Origin of the sequence: Microbacterium testaceum (assembly GCF_006539145.1) — a bacterium.
GTDB lineage: Bacteria > Actinomycetota > Actinomycetes > Actinomycetales > Microbacteriaceae > Microbacterium > Microbacterium testaceum.
In genome coordinates, this window is record NZ_BJML01000007.1 from 164,296 (window position 1) to 182,088 (window position 17,793).

At 70.5% G+C, this 17,793-nt stretch carries 19 protein-coding genes; 12 read left to right on the plus strand and 7 right to left on the minus strand.

Going from position 1 to position 17,793, the window contains the following annotated elements; all coding sequences use genetic code 11:
- Complete coding sequence (locus tag MTE01_RS11665) at positions 1 to 843, minus strand: NAD-dependent epimerase/dehydratase family protein (protein ID WP_103205918.1); 843 nt, start codon at positions 841 to 843, stop codon at positions 1 to 3.
- A 216-nt stretch (positions 844 to 1,059) separates the two neighbouring features.
- On the opposite strand from MTE01_RS11665, the gene MTE01_RS11670 reads away from it, so the two are divergent.
- The 6 genes from MTE01_RS11670 (at position 1,060) to MTE01_RS11695 (ending at position 5,707) form a co-directional block, all read left to right on the plus strand.
- Positions 1,060 to 1,602 (plus strand): RNA polymerase sigma factor, encoded by a 543-nt coding sequence (locus MTE01_RS11670; RefSeq protein WP_103205919.1) that lies wholly within the window; start codon positions 1,060 to 1,062, stop codon positions 1,600 to 1,602.
- Positions 1,603 to 1,607: 5 nt separating this feature from the next.
- Positions 1,608 to 2,180 carry an Asp23/Gls24 family protein gene (locus MTE01_RS11675; protein ID WP_103205920.1) on the plus strand — a complete coding sequence of 191 codons (573 nt, stop codon included), beginning with the start codon at positions 1,608 to 1,610 and terminating at the stop codon, positions 2,178 to 2,180.
- The gene (locus tag MTE01_RS11680) at positions 2,177 to 2,497 is read left to right on the plus strand and encodes a hypothetical protein (protein WP_141377649.1); all 321 of its coding nucleotides are present in this window, start codon (positions 2,177 to 2,179) and stop codon (positions 2,495 to 2,497) included. Before MTE01_RS11675 ends, MTE01_RS11680 begins: the two co-directional genes overlap by 4 nt.
- A gap of 72 nt (positions 2,498 to 2,569) precedes the next feature.
- Positions 2,570 to 3,418, plus strand: a complete 849-nt coding sequence (locus MTE01_RS11685) for an SDR family oxidoreductase (protein ID WP_103205922.1) — start codon at positions 2,570 to 2,572, stop codon at positions 3,416 to 3,418.
- A gap of 127 nt (positions 3,419 to 3,545) precedes the next feature.
- Positions 3,546 to 4,550: a pyridoxal-phosphate dependent enzyme gene (locus tag MTE01_RS11690; protein ID WP_141377651.1), complete on the plus strand. Its 1,005-nt coding sequence runs from the start codon at positions 3,546 to 3,548 to the stop codon at positions 4,548 to 4,550.
- Positions 4,547 to 5,707, plus strand: a complete 1,161-nt coding sequence (locus MTE01_RS11695; protein WP_141377653.1) for a cystathionine gamma-synthase — start codon at positions 4,547 to 4,549, stop codon at positions 5,705 to 5,707. The genes MTE01_RS11690 and MTE01_RS11695 overlap by 4 nt, the downstream gene beginning before the upstream one ends.
- Positions 5,708 to 6,047: 340 nt before the next feature.
- On the opposite strand, the gene MTE01_RS11700 is transcribed toward MTE01_RS11695, so the two are convergent.
- On the minus strand, positions 6,048 to 6,683 hold the full coding sequence (locus tag MTE01_RS11700) for an NADPH-dependent F420 reductase (protein WP_103205925.1): 636 nt from the start codon (positions 6,681 to 6,683) through the stop codon (positions 6,048 to 6,050).
- A gap of 339 nt (positions 6,684 to 7,022) precedes the next feature.
- Here MTE01_RS11700 and MTE01_RS11705 point away from each other — a divergent pair, with 339 nt between their 5' ends.
- Genes MTE01_RS11705 through MTE01_RS11720 form a run of 4 tightly spaced genes read left to right on the plus strand, consistent with a single transcriptional unit; the run spans position 7,023 to position 9,846 of the window.
- A complete protein-coding gene (locus MTE01_RS11705) occupies positions 7,023 to 7,820 on the plus strand; it encodes a sulfite exporter TauE/SafE family protein (protein ID WP_103205926.1) in 798 nt (265 codons plus the stop codon).
- A 39-nt stretch (positions 7,821 to 7,859) separates the two neighbouring features.
- A complete protein-coding gene (locus MTE01_RS11710) occupies positions 7,860 to 8,309 on the plus strand; it encodes a MaoC family dehydratase N-terminal domain-containing protein (RefSeq protein ID WP_116239247.1) in 450 nt (149 codons plus the stop codon).
- Positions 8,306 to 8,710 (plus strand): MaoC/PaaZ C-terminal domain-containing protein, encoded by a 405-nt coding sequence (locus MTE01_RS11715; RefSeq protein WP_103205928.1) that lies wholly within the window; start codon positions 8,306 to 8,308, stop codon positions 8,708 to 8,710. Before MTE01_RS11710 ends, MTE01_RS11715 begins: the two co-directional genes overlap by 4 nt.
- On the plus strand, positions 8,710 to 9,846 hold the full coding sequence (locus tag MTE01_RS11720) for a UDP-N-acetylmuramate dehydrogenase (protein ID WP_141377655.1): 1,137 nt from the start codon (positions 8,710 to 8,712) through the stop codon (positions 9,844 to 9,846). Before MTE01_RS11715 ends, MTE01_RS11720 begins: the two co-directional genes overlap by 1 nt.
- Positions 9,847 to 10,036: 190 nt before the next feature.
- Here the strand turns inward: MTE01_RS11720 and MTE01_RS11725 are convergent, their stop codons facing one another.
- Complete coding sequence (locus MTE01_RS11725) at positions 10,037 to 11,236, minus strand: pyridoxal phosphate-dependent aminotransferase (RefSeq protein WP_103205930.1); 1,200 nt, start codon at positions 11,234 to 11,236, stop codon at positions 10,037 to 10,039.
- Between the two features lie 207 nt (positions 11,237 to 11,443).
- Here MTE01_RS11725 and MTE01_RS11730 point away from each other — a divergent pair, with 207 nt between their 5' ends.
- Positions 11,444 to 12,739, plus strand: a complete 1,296-nt coding sequence (locus MTE01_RS11730; RefSeq protein ID WP_103205931.1) for a chloride channel protein — start codon at positions 11,444 to 11,446, stop codon at positions 12,737 to 12,739.
- A gap of 23 nt (positions 12,740 to 12,762) precedes the next feature.
- Here the strand turns inward: MTE01_RS11730 and MTE01_RS11735 are convergent, their stop codons facing one another.
- Genes MTE01_RS11735 through MTE01_RS11745 form a run of 3 tightly spaced genes read right to left on the minus strand, consistent with a single transcriptional unit; the run spans position 12,763 to position 15,395 of the window.
- On the minus strand, positions 12,763 to 13,341 hold the full coding sequence (locus tag MTE01_RS11735; protein ID WP_141377657.1) for a P-loop nucleotide/nucleoside kinase family protein: 579 nt from the start codon (positions 13,339 to 13,341) through the stop codon (positions 12,763 to 12,765).
- 54 nt (positions 13,342 to 13,395) lie between these two features.
- Complete coding sequence (locus MTE01_RS11740; RefSeq protein WP_141377659.1) at positions 13,396 to 14,688, minus strand: MFS transporter; 1,293 nt, start codon at positions 14,686 to 14,688, stop codon at positions 13,396 to 13,398.
- Positions 14,689 to 14,744: 56 nt separating this feature from the next.
- A complete protein-coding gene (locus MTE01_RS11745; RefSeq protein ID WP_116239242.1) occupies positions 14,745 to 15,395 on the minus strand; it encodes a bifunctional 4-hydroxy-2-oxoglutarate aldolase/2-dehydro-3-deoxy-phosphogluconate aldolase in 651 nt (216 codons plus the stop codon).
- A gap of 75 nt (positions 15,396 to 15,470) precedes the next feature.
- On the opposite strand from MTE01_RS11745, the gene MTE01_RS11750 reads away from it, so the two are divergent.
- Positions 15,471 to 16,262 (plus strand): DeoR/GlpR family DNA-binding transcription regulator, encoded by a 792-nt coding sequence (locus tag MTE01_RS11750; RefSeq protein WP_103205935.1) that lies wholly within the window; start codon positions 15,471 to 15,473, stop codon positions 16,260 to 16,262.
- Between the two features lie 63 nt (positions 16,263 to 16,325).
- On the opposite strand, the gene MTE01_RS11755 is transcribed toward MTE01_RS11750, so the two are convergent.
- Positions 16,326 to 17,618, minus strand: a complete 1,293-nt coding sequence (locus tag MTE01_RS11755) for a lipase family protein (RefSeq protein ID WP_141377661.1) — start codon at positions 17,616 to 17,618, stop codon at positions 16,326 to 16,328.
- Between the last annotated feature and the right edge of the window lie 175 nt (positions 17,619 to 17,793).

The following is a 17,793-nucleotide window of genomic DNA, read 5'->3' on the forward strand; positions in this document are numbered from 1 at the left end:
TCAGCGCCCGTCTCGCCAGGAATGCCGGGGGTCGTAGCCCAGCAGGCGGCGGGCCTTGTCGATCGAGAGGAGCGTGGTGTTCTCGCCCAGGTCACCGCGCGTCGCGACGCCGGGGAACACCTCCGCCACGAGCTCGGCGTTGGGGCGGGTCATGACCGTGTCGGCCGCCGCGATGATGAAGGTGTCGAAGCCGGCCGGGGCCGTCTCGAGGGCGCGCTCCACGGCCTGGGCGCCGTCGCGGGCGTCGATGTAGCCCCACAGGTTCCACTTGCGGGTGCGGGCGTCGTCGTCGAAGGGGAACTCGGCGTAGTCCTCGGGGACCATCACGTTCGAGAACCGCAGCGCCGTGATCGACAGCTCGGGGTTCCAGCGCACCAACTCCACGGCGAGGCGCTCCTCGAGGGTCTTCACGAGCGAGTAGACCGACTCGGGCCGCGGCGCGTACTCCTCGTCGACCGGGATGTAGGGCGGCGGCACGTCGAAGGGGAGGCCCAGCACGGTCTCGCTCGAGGCGTACACGATCTTGTGGATGCCGAGACGCGTGGCGGCCCAGAAGACGTTGAAGGTGCTCGCCATGTTGTTGTGGAAGGTGGCGATGTCGGAGCGGATGCCGGGAGCCGGGATGGCGGCGAGGTGCACGAGGGCCTCGAAACCGTCGTGCTGGTCGTTCACCCCGGTGAGGGCGTCGACGACCTGGCCGTAGTCGGTCAGGTCGACCTGCACGAAGCCGGGGCCGCGTTCGCCGCGGACGTCGAAACCGATCACGTCGTGGCCGGCGGCACGCAGCTCGCGAGCGACGACGGTGCCGAGCTTGCCGGACGAACCGGTGAGGGCGATGCGCATGGGTGTCCTTCGGGGTCGGGGATGAGCCGACCATACCGGCGGTCGCCGACACCCCTCGGGTGGGTTGACCGCCGCGGGGGAACCCGACATGCCACGACGAGCGTCCTCCCGTCAAGATCCCGGGGTGTTCCGACCTCGGGGTGTTTCGCTATGTGGACGGACTCGATTCGTGAACTGTCACGGCTCGAGACGGAACGATTGCCGACAGGAATCTCGATGCCCTCTTTGACCTCCGCCACCGACGCGTTCCTCGCGTCGCGCGCGGCCGACGGCGATCAGCTCGCTTTCGGGGTGCTGGTGCGTCGGCATGCGCCGTTCCTCGTCGCCTTCGCGACCCGGCTGACCGGCTCGCGGGCCGACGCCGACGATTGCGTCCAAGAGGCGCTGATCACGGCGTGGCGACGTCTGCCCGATCTCACGGATCCCGAGAAGGTGCGAAGCTGGCTCACGACCATCGTGTCGCGCAAGGCCACCGACCGTCTCCGCTCTCGAAAGATCTCGGAAGAGATCGACGAGGAGATGGTCTCGGGACGAGACGACCCGGAACGCGCGGTCGTGGCGAGCTCGCAGATGGACGCGCTCAAGAAGGTCCTCGGCGAGCTCTCGGAGGAACTCCGCGTCGTCTGGGTGCTGCGCGAGGTCGGTGGTCACAGCTACGACGAGATCGCCGTCGAGGTGGGCGAATCGGCCGCCACGGTGCGCGGGCGTCTCGCCCGGGCGAGGAGAACGGTGCTGGAACGCATGGAGGAGTGGAGGTGACCCCAGTGAGCGAGAACAACGACGACATCGGCGGGTCGGGCTACTCCCTCGAGGACCTCTCGGCGTACCTCGACCGCGGACGCATCCCCCGGATCCCCGCCGTCGAGCGCAACGCGGAGTGCCAGGCGATCCTGGCATCGATGGAGCGGATGGGCCGACTGTCCCGCGAGATCGTGGAGGAGCAGGCGACCGAGCCGCTCTCGGAATCCTGGTACGACAGCATCATGCGCGAGGTCATGCGCGAGTTCCGAGCCGGACGCGACATCCCCCTCGCGCGCGCCGACGACGGAACCGAACTGGTGGTGACCGAGGGTGCGCTCTACGAGTTGATCCGCGCGGTCGGAGACGGCATCGACGGGCTGCTGGTGGGTCGGGTGCGACTCGACCAGCCCGAGCCCGACGCCCCTCTCGACGTGCGTGTGAGCGTCAGCGTGCGCTTCGGCCGCGCGATGAACATCGCGGTCGACGAGATGCGGAACGGCATCCGCGCGGCCATCGAACGACACGGCGACCTTCGGGTCGGACGGGTGGACGTCACCGTCGGCGACGTGCACCTCGATGAGGGGGAACACTCATGACGACCATCTCCGCGGCAGAACTCGCACCGCGCATCGACCTGGCCGTGACCGCCGTCGAGGGGGTGCGCGAGTGCTATTCGGCGCGTCCGGTCGTGGCCCGCGCCGTCGAGCATCTGACCGACGTCGAGGGCTCGCTCGCCGACGTCGACGACGCTGCCGGCACTCGCGCCGTCACGGTCTGCATCGGTGTCTCGTCGGAGGACGACGCGGCCGTGGTGGCCGCCGCCGTCGCGACGGCCGCCCGCGGAGCCGGCGAGGACGACATCCCGTCCTCGGTGCGCGTCCGCGTGGCGCGCCTGATCGCTCCGCGCTCCTGAGGAGCGTCCCGGCCGAGGGAAGGGAGAACCGGCTTACCCTGGAGGCACCGCCCACTCGTCCCCGGAGGCCGAATGTCCACGCCGCCCGTCATCGCCGTCACCGGATCCACCGGAGCCGTAGGGGGTCGGGTCGCGCGTGACCTCGCCGCCCGCGGCATCCCCCAGCGTCTGCTCGTCCGCGACGTTTCGCGTGCCCCCTCGCTCGAGGGAGCCGAGGTGCACGTCGCCCGATATTCCGACGCGGATGCCGCCCGCGCGGCGCTTCAGGGGGTCGAGACGCTCTTCATGGTGTCGGCTTCCGAGACGGCCGACCGCGTCGAGCACCATCGCACCTTCGTCGAGGCGGCCGCGGCCGCGGGGGTGCGCTCGATCGTCTACACCTCGTTCTTCGCCGCTGCCCCGGACGCCGTCTTCACGCTGGGGCGCGATCACGCCGCCACCGAGGACATCATCCGCGCCTCGGGCATGAGGTACACCTTCCTCCGCGACAACTTCTACATGGACATGATGGAGCTCTTCGCCGGAGACGACGGGGTCATCCGGGGCCCCGCCGGGGACGGCCGCTGTTCTCTCGTCTCGCGTGCCGACGTGGCGGCCACGGCGGTCGCGGTGCTGCTCGATCCCGCAGCGCACGCCGACGCGTCGTACGACCTCACCGGGCCCGAGGCCCTGACTCTCGCCGAGGTCGCCGAGAAGATCTCGGCGGTGCGCGGGCACCGGGTGCGTTTCGTCGACGAGACGGTCGACGAGGCGTATGCCTCGCGCGCGGCGTTCGGGGCCCCACGGTGGCAGGTCGATGCGTGGGTGAGCACGTACACCTCGATCGCGAGCGGCGACCAAGCCGCCGTCTCGCACGACGTCGAGCGCGTCACAGGTCGCCCCGCCCAGAGTTTCGAGGAGTTTCTCGGCGCCGTGTCGTGACCGGGAGTCCTCGGGTATGCTGACGGCGTGCTGACCTGTCGCTGTTGTCGCTGAACGCCCCGCGTTCCCTTTCGACGACCCCGTCAGCCGCGCCCGCACCGGGCGCACCAACCTTCAGGACTCCATCGTGCGTTACGCCCAGAGCGTCGCCGACCTCGTCGGCAACACCCCCCTCGTCCGCCTCTCCCGCGTCACCGACGGCATCGCCGCGACGGTCCTCGCGAAGATCGAGTACTTCAATCCCGGCGGGTCTGCGAAAGACCGCATCGCGGCCAACATCGTCGACGCCGCGGAGCGCGACGGTCTGCTCCAACCGGGCGGAGTGATCGTGGAGCCGACCAGCGGCAACACCGGAGTGGGGCTCGCGCTCATCGCGCAGCAGCGCGGCTACCGGTGCGTCTTCGTCGTTCCCGACAAGGTCGCCGAGGACAAGCGGGCGGTGCTGCGCGCCTACGGCGCCGAGGTCGTCGTCACACCGACGAACGTCGAGCCCGACGACCCGAACTCGTACTACAGCGTGTCCGACCGCCTCGTCCGCGAGATCCCCGGCGCCTTCAAGCCCAACCAGTACGCCAACCCGAACGGCCCGCGCAGCCACTACGAGACCACCGGTCCCGAGATCTGGCGCGACACCGACGGCCGACTCACGCACTTCGTCGCCGGCGTCGGCACGGGCGGCACGATCAGCGGTACCGGCCGCTACCTGCGCGAGGTCGCGGGTTCGGCCGTGCGCATCGTCGGGGTCGATCCGGTCGGCTCGATCTACTCGGGCGGCGACATCCACGGCTACGACGTCGAGGGCGTCGGCGAGGACTTCTGGCCTCCCGCGTTCGACCCCTCCCTCGTCGACGGCTACGAACGCGTCTCGGATGCCGAGTCCTTCGCCATGACCCGTCGCCTCGCCCGCGAGGAGGGCCTGCTCGTCGGCGGCTCCAGCGGAATGGCCGTGGTCGGAGCTCTCCGCGTCGCACGGGATCTCCCCGCCGACGCCGTGGTCGTCGTCGTCCTGCCCGACCACGGTCGCGGTTACCTGAGCAAGATCTTCGACGACGACTGGATGATCGAGCGCGGCTACGACGTTGCACCCGTGGCATCCCTTCTCCCGACCCCCTCCGAGGAGCACTCCGCATGAGCACCCATGACGCCGCCCGCGGCTTCGACAGCCTCGCCGTCCACGCGGGACAGGCGCCCGACGAGACCACCGGCGCGGTCATCCCGCCGATCCACGTCTCGACGACCTACGCGCAGGACGGCATCGGCGGCCTTCGCGGCGGCTACGAGTACGGCCGCAGCGGCAACCCCACGCGCACCGCCCTCGAGACGCAGATCGCCGCCCTCGAGGGGGGAACGCGCGCGCTGTCGTTCGCCTCGGGTCTCGCGGGCGAGGATGCCCTGCTGCGCGCCGCCCTCGTCCCGGGTGACGAGGTCCTCCTCGGCAACGACGTCTACGGCGGTACCTACCGTCTGCTCGCGCGGGTGCTGGGGCCGTGGGGCGTGAAGCTGCGCGTCGTGGACATGAGCGATCTGGATGCCGTGGCCGCCGCCATCGCGGAGCATGCGCCGCGGATGGTGTGGGTCGAGACCCCCAGCAACCCCATGCTGCGGATCACCGACATCGCGGGTCTCGCCCGACTCGGTCACGAGGCCGGCGCGATCGTCGTGGTCGACAACACCTTCGCCTCGCCCGCTCTGCAGCGGCCGCTGTCGCTCGGTGCCGACGTCGTCGTGCACTCCGCGACGAAGTACCTCGGCGGGCACAGCGATGTCGTGGGCGGAGCGCTGGCCTTCGCCGACGCGGCGCTCGCCGAGAAGGTGCAGTTTCTGCAGTTCGCGGCGGGCGCGGTGTCGGGTCCCTTCGACGCGTACCTGACCACGCGCGGTATCAAGACGCTCGCCGTGCGCATGCAGCGCCACAGCTCGAACGCGCAGGCCGTCGCCGAGCATCTCGCCGGGCACGATCGGGTCGCGCAGGTCTACTATCCCGGTCTGCCCTCGCACCCCGGGCACGAGCTGGCGGCGCGCCAGATGAGTGGCTTCGGCGGCATCGTCTCGCTCGCGCTCGCCGACGGCGCGGCCGCCCGCCGCTTCGCGGAGTCGACGCGTCTGTTCACTCTGGCGGAGTCGCTCGGCGGCGTCGAGTCGCTGGTGAACTACCCGGATGCCATGACCCACGCTTCCGTTCGCGGTACCGAACTCGCGGTGCCCGACACCATCGTTCGCCTGTCGGTGGGTATCGAGTCGGTCGACGACCTCGTCGCCGACGTCGACCAGGCGCTCGCCGCGCTCTGAGCGCGACCGCCTCCCCGCGTCCCTGTCTTCGCACGCGCCCGGCTCCGCGTGTGCCCGGCTCCGCGTGTGCCCGGCTTCGTGTGTGCCCGGCTCCGCGTGTGCCCGGCTCCGCGTGTGCCCGGCTTCGTGTGTGCCCGGCTTCGTGTGTGCCCGGCTCCGCGTGTGCCCGGCTCCGTGTGTGCCTGGCTCCGTGTGTGCCTGGCCCGGCGTGCGCCTGCCGTCGGCGACGCGCTGGCCCGGTACTCACGCATAAACGCGATCCGCGCCCATAAACGCGTGTAGAGAGCGTTTACGAGCGCGGATCGCGTTTATGCGTGTCCTGCGGCCGGGGGTGGAAAGGTCAGCGCGCGGCGCGGGCCAGGTTCTGCGCGAGTTCGTCGGCGTTCTGGCGTACGACGTAGGCGGGCTGGTCGCGCTCGACGCGCCAGCTCTCGCTGAGGGGGCCGACGTTGACGGTGTCGAAACCGAACTCGTCGTAGATACGGGTCACGAGGGCGACGGCCTCGTCGGAATCGCTCGAGGTGGCGAGAGCACGACGGTTCTCGGAGCCGGCGGGAGCGCCGTCGGTCAGGATGTCCGCGGCGGGGATGTGATTGAACGCCTTCACGACGGTCGACTCGGGCAGGTGCTCCTGCAGCATCTGCGACGTGGTGGTCTTCTTCTCGTCGAGAGCGGCGATGTGGCCGTCGCGCTCGAAGTAGTAGTTGTTGGTGTCGAGCACGGTCTTGCCGGCGAGAGGAGCGGCGGGCACGGCGTCGATCGCCTTCAGCGGGACGGTGACCACGACGATGTCGCCGGCCTCCGCGGCATCCTGTGCCGTGGCGGCGCGCGCCTTGTCGCCCACCTCGGCGACGAGGTCGGCGAGGGTCTCCGGTCCGCGGGAGTTCGCGATCACGACGTCGTAGCCGTTCTTCGCGAAGCCCTTGGCGAGGGCCGAGCCGATGTGTCCTGCTCCGATGATTCCTACGGTTGTCATGCGAGTGCAGAACCGGTGCGCCCGCTCGCGCATTCCCGGGAGCGGTACCAAGAATTCAGTGGACTGAATAGCTAGCAGGATGAGTAATCGGTGTCAAGCGGTCCCGGCCCGGGAATGACGGGATTTATCGTCATCTTGTCGCACCCTCACGCGAGTGGTCGCAGTCCGGTGTTCGGGTCACCGTCCTGCTTGACCTGTGAGGGCGACGGCCCCCGGTGGACGCGGCTTCGGACCACCGGGGGCCGCTTTCTTCTCCCGCCTCGTCCGGGTGGGGGGCGCACCGGTGGGACACTGGATGCCGGCGGGATCGGCCCCGCCCCGACCCCGAGGAATCGCTTCGTGACGACCGCCATCCGCCCGCCCCGCACCGCCCGCTTCTACGCCGTCTGCGTCGGCGTGGGTCTGCTCGCGGGACTCATGTCGGGCCTGTTCGGCGTGGGCGGCGGCACGGTCATCGTTCCTCTGCTCGTGCTCCTGCTCGGCTTCGACCAGCGCCTCGGCGCGGGAACCTCTCTCGCCGCGATCGTTCCCACGGCGTCGGTCGGTGTCATCACCTACGCCGTCGACGGGCACGTCGCATGGCTGCCGGCCCTCATCCTCGCAGCGGGGGCCGTGGGGGGAGCGCAGATCGGCACCTGGTTGCTGCCCAAGCTCTCGCAGACGGCCCTGCGCTGGGCCTTCGTGGCCTTCCTCCTCGCGGTGATCGTGAGCCTGTACTTCGTCATCCCCTCTCGCGACGCCGAGCTCGAACTCACCTGGATCACCGGCCCCGGGCTCGCGCTGCTCGGTGTGATCACCGGCATCCTGGCCGGGCTGCTCGGTGTCGGCGGCGGGATCATCGTCGTCCCCGCCCTGCTCCTGTTCTTCGGAACCAGCGACCTCGTCGCCAAGGGCACCTCGCTGCTCATGATGATCCCGACCGCGGTGTCGGGGACGGTCGGAAACCTCCGCCGGTCGAACGTCGACCTGCCGGCGGCGCTGTGCGTCGGGCTCGCGGCGTGCGCGACGACCGCCGTGGGCGCGCAGATCGCCAAGGCCGTCGACCCCTTCGTCGCCAACGTGTTGTTCTCGATCTTCCTCGTCTTCATCGCCTCGCAGATCGCGGTGAAGGCCGTGCGCGGTCGCCACCAGCGCTGACACCCCCGGTCTCACGGGCCCGCTCGGTAGACTGGGGGAGTGCCCGTGAACCCCGAACTCGTCGGTCGAGTCTTCCCGCCGACCGCTCCCTATCTGGTCGGCCGCGAGAAGGTGCGTGAGTTCGCCCGCGCCGTCTTCGCCGACGCCCCGCAGCACTCCGACCCCGAGGCCGCCCGCGCCCTCGGGTACACCGACGTGGTGGCGCCGCCGACCTTCGCGATGGTCGTCCAAGACCTCGCGCTCCAGCAGCTGCTCGCCGAGCCCGACTCGGGCATCGAGCTCTCGCGTCTCGTGCACGCGGAGCAGCGCTTCCGGTACACGCGCCCGATCGTCGCGGGCGACGAACTCGTCGCGACGCAGTCGGTCACCGGCATCCGCACCATGGGCGGCAACGCCATGATCACGAGCGAGGCCGAGATCGTGGATGCCGACGGCGCCCACGTCGTGACCACCACCAGTGTCCTCCTCGCCGGGGAGGCCGGAGCATGAGCGCGTTCACCGTCGGAGACGTCGTCGCCGAGCGATCGGTGCACCTGACCCGCGAGTCGCTCGTGCGCTATGCCGGTGCGTCGGGCGACTTCAACCCCATCCACTACCGTGACGACGTGGCCGCCGCCGTGGGCCTCCCCGGCGTGCTCGCGCACGGCATGCTCACGATGGGCATCGCGGTCGGCACGCTCGCCGAGGCACTGGGAGACTCCGGTCGCATCGCCGAGTACGGCGTGCGGTTCACGCGCCCCGTGGTCGTCGACCCCGAGACCGGCGCCGACCTGCACGTGAGTGCCAAGGTCGGAGCCGTCGACGACGAGACCGCGCGCATCGACCTCACCGTGACGTTCGCCGAGACCACCGTCCTCGGCAAGGCGCAGGTGCGGGTGCGGCTGACCTGATGCCCGAGATCACCCCCGTTCCCCTCTCTCGGCTGACCACCCTGCGGACGGGGGGTGAACCCGCCCGTCTCGTCGAGGCCGAGACGCCCGACGAACTGGTCGGCGCACTGCGCGAGGTGTGGGCGCAGGGCGAGCCGTGGTTCGTCCTCGGCGGCGGGTCGAACCTGTTCGTCGGCGACGAGCCGTTCGAGGGCACCGTCATCCGGGTGCGAACGACCGGCATCGACGAGCTGCCGGGCTCGCGCGCCGACACGGTGCGGCTCCGGGTGCAGGCCGGCCACGACTGGGACGCCCTCGTCGCCGAGACGGTGGAGCGCGGACTCGCGGGCATCGAGGCCATGTCGGGTATCCCCGGCACGGTCGGCGCGGCGCCCGTGCAGAACGTCGGGGCGTACGGCCAGGAGATCGTGCAGACCCTCGTCGAGGTGGAGCTGATCGACGAGTCGACGGGCGAGGTCGCCACCGTTCCGGCCTCGGAGCTCGGCCTGGGCTTTCGTACCTCGGTGCTGAAGCACCACTACGGCTCGGTGCCCGAGCGGCCCGCGGTCATCCTGTCGGTGACTCTCGAACTCGAGCGTGTGGGCGGCGAGGAGCGGCCCATCGCGGGAGAGCAGCTGCGCGGCGCCCTGGGGCTCGAGCCCGATCAGGCGGTGTCGCTGCGGTGGATCCGGGACCACGTGCTCGCGACCCGCGCTCGAAAGGGCATGGTGCTCGACGCCGAAGACCCCGACACTTGGAGTGCCGGCTCGTTCTTCCAGAACGCGATCGTCTCGGACGCCTTCGCGCGCACCCTTCCCGCGGAGTGCCCGAAGTGGCCCCTCGCGCCGGTGCTCGATCCGGTGACGGTGATCCCGCTCGCCGCCTTCGACGGCATCCTGCCCCCGCCCCCCGTCGTCACGCGTGACGTCAAGGTGAGCGCGGCGTGGTTGATCGAGAACGCCGGGCTTCGCCGAGGCTTCCGGTTCCCGCGCTCGCGGGCGGGCCTGTCGACGAAGCACACGCTGGCTCTGACGAACCGCGGCGAGGCGACGGCGGCCGAGATCGCCGAGCTCGCGCGTTTCGTGCAGAACCGCGTGGCGTCGGAGTTCGGCCTCGTCCTGCAGCCCGAGCCCGTCCTGATCAACGTCGAGCTGTAGTCCCGGGCGGCTCGCCCGGTCGTGCTGTGCCGCAGGGCGGAGTTCGCGGGTGACACGCCGGTTCCGGATGCCGTGGATGCGGTGTGTCGGCGGGCATCTCCGTGCGACGGCTCGGCGTGCGCAGCGCCGGCGAACGAACAGCGATGCCGGTCACCGCGACGGGTGACCGGCATCGGCGGGAGGCGAGGGCTCAAGCGAACAGGCGCTGGAGGCGCTGGATGCCCTCGAGGAGCTGGTCGTCGCCGAGGGCGTAGGACAGGCGCAGGTACCCGCTCGGGCCAAAGGCCTCACCCGGCACCACGGCCACCTCGGCCTGCTCGAGGATCAGGTCGGCGAGCTCGAGAGAGGTGGTCGGGGTCACTCCGCCCCACGATCGGTTCAGCAGGCCCCGCACGTCGGGGTAGGCGTAGAAGGCGCCCAGCGGGTTGGGCACCTCGACGCCGTCGATCTTCGACAGCTCCGCCACGATCAGCCGGCGGCGGCGGTCGAAGGCGAGACGGAACTGCTCGGCTTCGTCCTGCGGCCCGGTGAGGGCGGCCGCCGCGGCGATCTGCGCGACGTTGTTGACGTTGCTCGACAGGTGCGACTGCAGGTTGCCGGCGAGCTTCATGGCATCCGCCGGTCCCACCATCCAGCCCACGCGCCATCCGGTCATGGCGTAGGTCTTCGCGACGCCGTTGACGAGGATCGTCTGGTCGGCGAGCTCGGGCACGGCCTCGACGATCGACACGGCGCGGACGCCCTCGTACGTGAGGTTCTGATAGATCTCGTCGGTGATGACCCAGATGCCGTGCTCGAGGGCCCAGCGGCCGATCTCGGCGGTCTCTTCGGGGGTGTAGACCGAGCCGGTAGGGTTCGACGGCGACACGAAGACGAGCACCGTGGTCTTGTCGGTGCGGGCGGCCTCGAGCTGGGCGACGGTGACCTTGTAGTCCTGGTCGGCGCCGGCGAAGACCTCGACGGGCGTGCCCTCGGCGAGGGCGATGGCTTCGGGATAGGTCGTCCAGTACGGAGCCGGGAGCAGCACCTCGTCGCCCGGGTTCACCACGGTCTGGAACGCCTGGTACACCGACTGCTTGCCGCCGTTGGTGACGATGACCTGCGAGGGCGCGACCTCGAGGCCCGAGTCGCGCAGCGTCTTGGCGGCGATGGCCTCGCGCAGCACCGGGAGACCGGCGGCGGGCGTGTAGCGGTAGTTCTTCGGGTCTTGCAGCGCCTTCGCCGCGGCATCCACGATGTAGGACGGGGTGGCGAAATCGGGCTCTCCGGCCGCGTACGAGATGACCGGTCGACCGGCGGCCTGGAGGGCCTTGGCCTTGGCATCGACTTTGAGGGTCGCGGACTCGGCGATGGCGGACAGCTTGCGGGAGAGCGGGGCGCGGGAAGTCACGATTCCGAGCCTACTGTCCGCGCCCGCGTGCGACGAGAGCCGTGACCGAGCTCTTCGCCCGCGCCCGGCGGGAGGAGCATCGGATGCCGGGTCCCGCCGCGGCGACCCCGCACGCCGTCCCCGCTCGCGTCCGGTCGGGCAGGGCCGTGGGGGCGTCACCGGGGACCACGTCACGGGACGGTAACGCGGGTCCGTTAACGTTGCGGGGTGACAGCAGACCCCCTGGCGCCGACGCGCGCGCATCGCCGTGCCGTCCTCGCGCTGTTCAAGCTCGGCCTCGCCACGCTGATCGTCGGGCTGGCCACCGGTCTCGCCGTGCTCCTGCTGGTGTGGATCGTCCATTCGATCGAGCACCTCGTCTGGGGGCACGACGAGGGGCCGTTCCTCGACGGGCTCCCGTTGCCGTCTCCGTGGTGGCTGCCGGTCGTCACCGTCGGCGGCGCGGGTGTCGTCGCCGCTCTCGGCTGGTACCTGCTGCGGCGTTTCGGACGCACGCTCGCCACGGTCGAGCAGGGTGTCGACGGGGTTCGGATGCCGTGGTGGGAAACCCTCGCAGACACCGTCATCCAGGTCACGTCGGTGGCCCTCGGTGCCTCGATCGGCAAGGAGGTGGCTCCGCGCGAGCTCTCCGCGATGGCGGGCTCGAAGATCGTCGGCTGGTTCGGTCTCGACCCCCGCTGGCGGCGCATCCTCATCGCCTCGGCGGCAGGTGCCGGTCTCGCTGCGGTGTACAACGTCCCGTTGGCGGGCGCCCTGTTCGCGATCGAGATCCTGCTGGCCCAGTTCAGCGTGGGCGGGGCGGTGGTCGCCCTCGCGGTCAGCGCGATCGCCACGTTCGTCGCGCGGCCCCTCGTCGGCGACGGGTCGTTGTACCAGGTGCCCGCGCTCGAGGTGAACGCCTCGCTCGTCGTCGCGGCCGTCCTCATCGGGCCGCTCATGGGCTGGGGCGCGACGAGTTTCGCGACCGTGACCAAGGCGCTTGGGCGGTTCCGCCCGAAGGGCTGGAAGCTCCTCGTCGTCCTTCCCCTCACGTTCGCGGCGGTCGGTCTGCTGGGGGCGTTCTTCCCGCTCATCCTCGGCAACGGTCGCGCCCTGGCCACGGCGGGCTTCGACCTGTCCCAGCCGGCGCTCCTCCTGCTGCTGCTCGCCCTGCTCAAGTACGTCGCCACGACGATCTCGCTCGGCTCCGGCGCGATCGGCGGCACCCTTCAACCCTCGGTCGCGATCGGCGCGGCTCTGGGTGCGGCCGCGGCGGCCGGGTGGGCGTTCGTCTGGCCCGGCGCGGACGGCACGGCGCTCGCGATCATCGCGGCGGCCGCGTTCCTGGCATCCAATATGCGAGCGCCCTTCACCGCGATCGCGTTGATCATCGAGTTCACCGACACCGGGTTCACCCTGTTGCTGCCGATCTTCCTCGCCGTCGCGGGATCGCTCGCGGCCTCGCGGCTCAGCTCGCGCGCGAGTCTGCGGCGGTTCACGCCGATCGACCCGGCGCGCCCCTGATCACCGGCGTCGTGAGCGGCGGCTCAGACGAAGGCCGCCAGGGCAGCCTCGAGCGCCGCGGGGTCGGCGCCCGAGGCGCTGTTGTCGAAGAGTACGTGGTGCGCGCCGCGCCAGCGGCAGTCGGCGGCCTGCGCCGTGGCCCAGAACTCGTCCCAGTGGGCGAGTTTCCAGGCGTCGCGGCCGTAGCCGCGTGAGTCGACGCGGTCACGGACGAGGCCACCGTCGACCGTCACGTGCACGACGGTGATGACGACATCGGTGGGCCAGTCGTGTGCGGCTGCGGCGCGCTCGAGGTAGTCCTCTTCGGTGAAGTACCGCACGAAGGGCGCGTCGAGCACGACATCGTTGCCCAGGCGCAGGTTGTCGCCGGCGAGGCGGAGCAGCGTCGCGTACTCCAGCCCCATCACCACGCTCTGGTAGTAGGGGTTGTTGTCGCGTTCGTTCTTGTCGCTGCCCGCGGCTTCGAGGAGAGCCTCGGTGAAGGCGGTGGCGACGGAATCCTTGTCGAGGTACGTCGCGCGGATGCGGCGGGCGATGAGCGTGCTCACGGTCGACTTGCCGCTGCCGGCCGGGCCGATCACGAAGAACAGTCGTGCGGTCATGGGGGTTCCTTCCGGAGGGCGGGGAGGACGAGAGGTCGTCCTCCCCGCGCGGAATCAGGATGCCGCGACGGAGCGGTCCTTGACGAACAGGCCGTACGACAGGGCGCCCACCAGCAGCAGGACACCGCCGATGAGGAACACCGTCGTGTAGTTGCCGCCGGTGGAGGTGAGGATCGCGCCGGTGACGACGGGGGCGACGGCGGCGCCGATGAATCCGCCGAAGTTCTGGATCGCGCCGAGCGAGGCGACCTGGTTGGAGGGGGCGACGTCGGAGGCGAGGGTCCACAGGCACCCGATGGGCACCTGCGAGGCGAAGTAGCCGACGGACAGCAGGACGACGGCGAGCGGGGTGCTGTCGACGTACGCGACAGGCAGCACCGCGGCGGCGGCGAGGATCGCTCCGCCGACGATGGGGATCTTGCGGGCGCGCACCGTGGCCACGCCGCGGCGCACGAGCCGGTTCGACAGCCAGCCGCCGAAGATCACGCCCACGATGCCGCAGAGGAAGGGCAGGGACGCGAGCCACCCGCTCTGCGCGAGGCTGAAGCCGCGGGCCGTCTGCAGGTAGCTGGGGAGCCACGTGAGGTACACCCAGACGGTGTAGAAGATGCCGAACGCGCCGAGCACCATGAACCAGGTGTTGGCCTGTCGCAGCAGGCCTGCCCAGCCGACCTTCTCGACCGACTCGGCGACGCGGGCCTCGGCCTCGGCGCCCTTGATGAGCGCCTGCTCCTTGAGCGTCGGGTCGCGGTAGATGCGCAGCCAGACCAGGGCCACCACGATGCCGAAAGCGCCCACGATGACGAACATGCCGCGCCAGCTCATCGTCAGCAGCAGGAACGTCAGAAGGGGAGGCGCGATGGCGTTGGCGATCTGGGAACCGGTGTTGACGAGGGAGACGGGAAGAGCGCGCTCGGACTTGTTGAACCAGCGCTCGTTGACCTTGAGCGCCGAGGTGAAGAACGGCGACTCGGCGATGCCGAGGGCGACGCGGCACGCGTACAGCAGGCCGAAGGAGTTCGCGGCGGCGGTCACGATCGACACGAGCGACCACGCTCCGGCGGCGAAGGCGAACATCTTCTTCGGCCCGAACTTGTCGACGAGGTAGCCGGCGGGAAGGTTCGCGATCGCGTACGGCCACGAGAAGGCCGACAGCAGCAGTCCCATGGCGAACGGGTCGAGCCCGAACTCACCGGCGATCGTGGTGTTGGCCACGCTCAGCGTCGATCGGTCGAGATAGTTCACCACCCCGCCGAGGATGAGGAAGCCGACCAGGAACCACCGGATCCGGATCGTCTTCTTCTCGTCGCGCGTGAGTACGGGCGCGTCGGCCGTCGTCTCGCTCATGGTCCACTCCTTCGTGTTCGGGTGAGGGGCGGACGTCGCGGTCCGCCGTGAGGGGGTTAGGAAGTCGTGCGAGCGCTCTCGACCGCGGCGAGGAAGTCGGCGGCCGCGCGCGTGACGTCGTCGATGTCGCCGCTCGCGCGAGCGGCCTTGGTGATCGCACTGCCGACGCCGACGGCGAGCGCCCCGGCGGCGAACCAGTCGCCGACGTTGTCGCGCGTGGCGCCGCCCGCGGGGAGGATGGGCGCGTGCGCCAGGGGTGCCATGACGGTGCGCAGGTAGTCGGGTCCGGCGATCTCGGTGGGGAAGAGCTTGACGATGTCGGCACCGGCCTCCATCGTCTGCACGATCTCCGTCGGGGTGAACGCGCCACTGATGGTCAGCGCCTGGTAGCGATTGGCGGCGCGGATCATGTCGGGATTGAGGTTGGGGCTGACCAGCATGCGCGCCCCGGCCTGCACGGAGGCGACGGCCATCTCGGCATCCAGGACCGTTCCGACGCCCACCGCCACGTGGTCACCGACCTCGTCCGCGAGGGTGCGCACGACCTCGAGCGCCCGGGGGACCGAGAGGGTGATCTCGAGGGCCCGGATGCCGCCCGCCACCGCGGCGCGCGAGACGGCGAGCGCCTCGTCGGGGGAGTCGAGGCGAACGATCAGGACGACGCCGCTGTCGACCACGGCGGAGAGGACTTCATGTTTCTTTAACATCGTTGCACACGATATCACGTGGATTAACACGAGAGAACACAGTCTCTCACCGAGCGGAGGCTTAGGCTCGAGGGGATGTCGACACCGCCACCCCTCATCCCGGAACAGCGCCAGCGAGAACTGATGCGTCTGCTGCGCGGGGCGGGCGCGCTCAGCATCCGCCACCTGGCCTCGTCGCTGGGGGTGTCGCACATGACCGTGCGTCGTGACATCGCCACGCTCGAAGACGAGGGCCTCGTCGACGCCGTGCAGGGCGGCGTGCGCCTGCGCGAGCACACGGGGGTGGAGCCCCCGCGCGAACGCGATTCCCGTGCGGCCTTGGAGCTCCCCCGCAAAGAAGCCGTCGCCCGTCGTGCGGCCGCTCTCATCACCGACGACATGACCGTGTTCATCGACGCGGGGACCACCTGTCAGGCGCTCGTCCCGCATCTGACGTCCCGCCGCGGACTGACCGTGGTGACCAACGACTTCTTCACCGTCTCGGCGCTTTTCGCGCACCCCGCGATCGAGGTCATCCACACCGGTGGAGTGGTGGATGCCGCGAGCGGGTCATCGAGCGGAGCCCTCGCCGCCGCGACCATCTCGGCCATGACCCTCGACCTCGCGATCCTCAGCACCGGGACCTGGGACACCTCCCACGGGTTGACCAGTCCAGAGCTCGACAAGGTCGTGCTCAAGAGGGCGGTCCTGGATGCCGCGACCTCGGGCGCCCTGGTCGCCGACAGCACGAAGTACGGCACCGCCGAGCGCTTCCGGGTCGTGCCGCTCGACGCGCTCGACGTCATCGTGAGCGACGCGGAGCTGCCCGAGAGCGCGGCCGCGGCGATCGCCGACATGGGCGTCGAGCTGTGGACGGCGACCGACTGACCGAGGTCGGCGCAGGCCCCATCGACCGAGCCGGGGACAGCGTGGCCCCGGCCGGTCGTCGGGTCAGGGCAGGGCCGCGAGAGCTCCGCAGTTCGACGTCGCGGGGACGCCCTGGAGGCGGTCCACGAGCCATTGCTGACTCGGGGCGATGCGCGAGAAGGCGGGGACCAGATGGTTCGTCCCCGTGCCGCCCGAGGGGACCGGCTGCACGACGGGCACGTAGGTGACGTCGGCCCCCTTCGCGCACCAGTCGGCGGCGAGCTGCTTGGCCTGTGCGTGCTGCACGATGTCGTCCCGGGTGCCGGTGAGCACCTGCACGGGGATCGCCGGTCGGAGCGTGCCGATCCGCTGGTCCTCGACGGCGCGGCGGGTGGCGGCATCCGCGGTCGCGATCGAGAGGAACGACTGCCCCGAACGGGTCCACGACGACGTCGAAGCGAACCCGGCCGTGAGAAGCGTCTCGCCGATGCACTGGGTGCTCACGCGCCGTAGGGCGTCCGTGCCCGTGCCGTTCAGCTGCGTCTGGAGGAACGACTTCGCCTCCGGGTAGTACTGCAGGATGCCGTTGAACGCGTAGCCCACCACCCCGGTCAGGCTCGATCCATCGGCGGTCTTCAGAACGCCGAACAGGTCGGCGGGCGGTGCTCCGGCGTACGCTCCGCGCAGATTCAGCTCCGGGGCGTACGAGGGCGCGAGCTCGGCGGCGGATGCGGAGGCGCCCCCGCCTTGCGAGTATCCGTACAGCCCGATCGGCGAACGGCCGTCGACCGACGTGCCCGGCAGCTGCAGAGCGGCGCGCGCGGCATCGAGCAGGGCATGGCCCATGTCGAGGCGGGTGGTGTAGCTGTGCACGCGATCGGTGGTCCCGAGCCCCACGTAATCGGTCACGACCACCGCGATCCCCCGGGACAGGAGGCCGTAGATGGACGGGATCTCGTACCCGAACCCCGTCCCGTCGGCGTCGACCACGACGACCGATTCGAGGCTCTTCGACGGTGCGCACGAGTCGCCCTGGCCTTGCGTCCCCGCCGCGAACGCGACGAGCGGCCGAGCGCCGCTCCCTCTCCAGGGCAGTGTCGGCTCGATGTACACGCCGGTCACGCCGACGCCCGAGCCGACGGCGTCGGTGGAGCGGTACATGAGTCGCGTGGCCGTGCCGGGAAGGGCGCGGGTCGTTCCGGTGATGCGCACGGACGCCCCCAGGTGCATGGGCTCCGATCGCACGATGGCGCCGTTGTCGTCGGGGAGGGTGACGGGCGGGTCGTAGAAGCCGGGGGCTGCGGCGGCATGCGCGGGTGCGGCGGTGAGCGCGGCAACGGTGAGGGCGACGACGATGGCGGCGGTGAGGCGGCGCATGCGGTTCTCCTTCGAACGATGCAGGTGGGGCGACTCTCTCGAAACCGAGGGGGACCGAGGGGAAACAGTGAGGATCCGTACAACACCGCGACGCGGCGCGGACGGTGACGTTGTGGAGTGCGAAGAACTCCCCTCGGGTTCCCCGCCCCCGCCCGGCGGGGCGACGCGGGGAACC